Origin of the sequence: Corynebacterium sp. CCUG 61414 (assembly GCF_024453945.1) — a bacterium.
Lineage (GTDB): Bacteria > Actinomycetota > Actinomycetes > Mycobacteriales > Mycobacteriaceae > Corynebacterium > Corynebacterium pseudogenitalium.
The window spans coordinates 1-3,827 of record NZ_JAGPYU010000030.1 but is presented as its reverse complement, the minus strand read 5'-3'; the positions used below and the strand labels follow the sequence as shown (position 1 = coordinate 3,827).

The 3,827-nt window shown below is 57.0% G+C and carries 5 protein-coding genes; 2 read left to right on the top strand and 3 right to left on the bottom strand.

Annotation, left to right across the window (positions count from 1 at the left end):
• Positions 1-672 precede the first annotated feature (672 nt).
• Complete coding sequence (locus KBX14_RS11085) at positions 673-891, bottom strand: hypothetical protein (protein WP_070361994.1); 219 nt, start codon at positions 889-891, stop codon at positions 673-675.
• An 18-nt stretch (positions 892-909) separates the two neighbouring features.
• Positions 910-1,401, bottom strand: coding sequence for a thioredoxin-dependent thiol peroxidase (gene bcp / locus KBX14_RS11080; protein WP_070361995.1), 492 nt, complete (start codon positions 1,399-1,401; stop codon positions 910-912).
• Between the two features lie 70 nt (positions 1,402-1,471).
• Here bcp and KBX14_RS11075 point away from each other — a divergent pair, with 70 nt between their 5' ends.
• A complete protein-coding gene (locus KBX14_RS11075; protein ID WP_070361996.1) occupies positions 1,472-1,747 on the top strand; it encodes a DUF3618 domain-containing protein in 276 nt (91 codons plus the stop codon).
• 47 nt (positions 1,748-1,794) lie between these two features.
• Here the strand turns inward: KBX14_RS11075 and KBX14_RS11070 are convergent, their stop codons facing one another.
• Positions 1,795-2,358, bottom strand: coding sequence for an isochorismatase family protein (locus tag KBX14_RS11070; protein ID WP_256042557.1), 564 nt, complete (start codon positions 2,356-2,358; stop codon positions 1,795-1,797).
• A 232-nt stretch (positions 2,359-2,590) separates the two neighbouring features.
• Here KBX14_RS11070 and KBX14_RS11065 point away from each other — a divergent pair, with 232 nt between their 5' ends.
• Positions 2,591-3,802 (top strand): IS1249 family transposase, encoded by a 1,212-nt coding sequence (locus tag KBX14_RS11065; protein WP_256042556.1) that lies wholly within the window; start codon positions 2,591-2,593, stop codon positions 3,800-3,802.
• Positions 3,803-3,827 lie beyond the last annotated feature (25 nt).

Sequence of the window (3,827 nt, the reverse complement as noted above, 5' to 3'; positions counted from 1 at the left end):
ACTCAATCGGCATCCAAAAAGGCCACATCTAACCCCGCGACACGCCGATAGCAGACACACATTTTGTCGCTTAACCCTCTTTTGTGCGCGCCGCAAAAGCCAAAAGCTGGGCTTAAGGGACATTTTGTGTGTAACTAACTGCGTCCAGCCCACCCTTTTCTCACGCCTAAGCTGAGGTTCCACTGATGATCAATGCCGGTATCGAATTCTTTCGGTCCGTCGACCTCTTCCCGTTGACCTCTTCCGGTCGACCTACTCCGGTTTACCAACGCAGGTCAGCGCAAAATCGGCAAAATAGCCCCAAACCATCCAAATCGAGCTGACCTGGGTTGGTCGGCGCAATGAGGTCGACCGGAACCCCCGATACCTCGATGCGACCAGAATTGTGCACGTCAAGGGCTTTGCTCGTCCCCCTGGCTATATGTGGCCGCGCAACGCGCAGGCGGCTGGTTCTAGTCCCCTAGAGCCCTCGATGCCGCGGGTCCCTGCGCTACCCGCAGACTCCAGACCACACACCAGACGTCATTCGGTGTTGATTTCTCAAAACGGGCGAATGGAACTGTTTTGAAAACCATATCTGGTTGTTGGCCGAGGTCATCCCGGGAAAACAGATAGATTTATACACACAAAATGTCCCTTAAGCCAAAAGCTGAGTAGCGGAAGCTGCAAAAACTACGGCGCGTCGATCGGGAACTGGACGGAGCCGTCCGTCGACTGGGTGGGTGCTTCGTCCTGCTCCGGCCCGTAAATGAGCCAGCCGCCGAGGGCGACCAAGGCCGCGATCGCGATGGTCGCGATTACTGCGCGCTGCTTCTTGGGCTCAGCCGGGCGGTCAGGGTTGTATTCGGCTTTGAGGTAGGGGTCTTGGTTTGGCGTCGTATTCGTATCCACGGCGCCAAAGATATCATCTTATGCGCTGGTGGTTGCATTCAGGTCCCAGTCGCGCAGTATGCGCTCGACGTGGCCGGTTGCGCGAACATTGTACTGCGCCTGCTCAACCTTGCCGTCGGCGCCAACGAGAATGGTGGAGCGGATGACGCCCTGCACGATACGGCCGTAGTTGTTCTTCTCGCCGAATGCGCCGTAGGCGGTCATGGTTTCCTTGGACGGATCGGAAAGAAGGGCGATCTTCAGGTCGTGGTCTTCGCGGAACTTCGCCAGCTTTTCTGGCTTGTCGGGGCTGATGCCGACGACGGCGATGTTGGCGTCGTTAAACACTTCGAGGTGCTCGGTGAAGTCGCAAGCTTCCTTGGTGCAGCCCGGGGTGTTGGCGCGTGGGTAGAAGTAGACAATAACGCGCTTGCCGGCGAAGTCTGCAAGCGAAACGGTCTCGCCTTTGTCGCTGGTCAGGGTGAATGCGGGGGCGGTGTCGCCTTGTTCGAGTCGAATGTTGTCAGTCATAATTCCCCGTTTTACACTAGATTGGTTGGAAGTTCTGTAAATAGTTAACACATCTAGGAGTATGTAGATCGTGGCACGAGATATTCATGACATTGAGCGCAGCCTTGCAGAGACCCGCTCGAAGCTCGCTAGCACCCTCGATGAGCTCGCAGACCGCGCTCAGCCATCCAACCTTGCAGACAGCGCGAAGAGCGAAGCTGCTAACTGGCTGCAGGATGAGACCGTCCAGAAGGTCCTGATTGGTATCGGCGTTGGTGTCGCAGCACTTGTTGGCATCAAGGTGTTTAACAGCCGCAAGCGCAAGAGCGAGCTGAAGAAGCTGCAGGAGCTGCTCTCTCAGCGCTAGTTCACAATCAAACCCCGCCCTCCACGCTGGAGGAGCGGGGTTTTCTGCTACTTGGCGACAATCGTCGCCCCGGCCTCTTCCATCTCACGCAGCGCCGCCTGGCCACGCTCCTCGTCGACGGGGGAGCACAGGTCGGCGAGGACGCGGACGTCGAAACCCTCCTTGCGGGCATCAAGCACCGTGGCGCGCACGCAGTGGTCCGTAGCGATGCCGCACACATCGACGGCGGTGACGTCGTTCTCGCGCAGCCAATCGCCGAGCAGCACATCGCCGTCAGTGACGCCCTCAAAGCCGGAGTACGCGGCGGTGTAGTGCCCCTTCCGGAAGTACTTGTCAATACTTATCGACGCCAGCGGCGCGCGCAGCTGTGCGCCATCGGTGTCAGCAACGCAGTGGACTGGCCACGTATCCACAAAATCCGGGTCCTGCGAGAAGTGGGTGCCAGGGTCGATGTGCCAGTCCTGCGTGGCGAGCACGAAGTCGTAGTCGTCTCTGTGTTCTTCGAGCAGTGTGCGCACGCCTTCGGCGACGAGATCACCCTTCGCGGTGCCGAGGGAGCCGCCGGGGCAGAAGTCATTTTGGATATCAACAAGGATGCAAGCGACAGTCATGCCGATAGCCTAGCCGGTGGCGCGCCTGCTCGGGGCGTTTCAAAGTATGGGGGAATTTAGGCTTAAGGGACATTTTGTGTGTATAAATCTGTCCGGTTTCCTGGGATGACCTCGCCTAACAGGCCGATATGGTTTCCCAAACAGTTCCATTCGCCCGTTTCGAGAAATCAACACCGAATACCACCACACCTGTGGTATAGGCTCCGACCGTGGTGCGGTAAGGCCAATTGCTATGGCAATCACAAACCGGCCGTCTTGCCCACTATGCGGCCACACACTGATAAAAAACGGAACCACAACCGCAGGCACACAACGCTGGCGCTGCCCGAACTGCAACGCATCCACAATCAACCCCCGCGCCCGCACCAACGATGTACGCCACTTCAAAATCTTTCTCGACTGGATCCTTTCCGGGGAACCCGCAGACCGCGTCGCTCAACGACACAAGGTGACCAGACGCACCTTAACCAGATGGTTTCAACTGCTGTGGTTTATCACCGTGCCCAACATGACAGACCCATATCGCGTCTACGACCAAGTCTTTATCGACGGCACCTACTTCCACAAGAAATGCCTGCTCGTTGCATGTACGGACACACACGTCATTGCCTGGCACTGGTGTTTGCGGGAAAGCTCATCGGAGTACCTCAAACTCCTCGACAAGATCGCCCCACCGCTAATCATCACCACTGACGGCTCAGGAGGAGCCTTAAAAGCAATCCGGAGTAAATGGCCCCACGTAGCCATCCAGCGCTGCCTAGTCCACGTACAACGCAACACGTTTAGCGATATCAGTAAAAACCCGATCCACCCAGCACATAAAGCAATCCGCAAGCTTGGCTACATGCTCGTCAACGTTGCTGATACCGACGATGCCGCACGGTTTATCGCAGCCGTACACACCACCCGCATCACCTTTGACGACTGGCTCAAACAACGCACCTATCGCCGTGATATCCCCCAAGGTCAAGTACCAACATGGGTCAACGACACCCAACAATGGTGGTACACCCACCGCAATGCACGTCGTGCACTGCGCAGGTTTGAAAAGCTCATCCAAGACGACCAACTCTTTGTCTTCCTCGCCCCACCAGAGGGCGTGACACAAGATGTAAAAGCCACCACGAACCTGCTAGAAGGCGGGATAAACAAGCAGCTCAAAGACAAAGCTGGCCAGCACCGTGGCATGTTCGATGAACATCAACGCATCACCATGGATTGGTGGCTATACATGCACACGCAAGACCCGGTACCGCCTCTTGAGCTTGCCCGGCAACAAGACTTCGGACGCGTCGGCGAGAAGGCCGCACGAGCTGCGTGGGCAAAAGAAGAACTACAACGCCGCGGTCACCTGGATGGGCGGCCGAAAGAATTCGATACCGGCATTGATGGTCAGTGGAACCCCAGCTTAGGCGTGAGAAAAGGGTGGGCTGGACGCAGCTAAACACACACAAAATGTCCCTTATCGC

Bases quoted from the DNA above. Each gene is read 5' to 3' on its own strand.
- bcp (WP_070361995.1), bottom strand. From the start codon at position 1,401: ATGACTGACAACATTCGACTCGAACAAGGCGACACCGCCCCCGCATTC.
- KBX14_RS11070 (WP_256042557.1), bottom strand. From the start codon at position 2,358: ATGACTGTCGCTTGCATCCTTGTTGATATCCAAAATGACTTCTGCCCC.
- KBX14_RS11065 (WP_256042556.1), top strand. From the start codon at position 2,591: ATGGCAATCACAAACCGGCCGTCTTGCCCACTATGCGGCCACACACTG.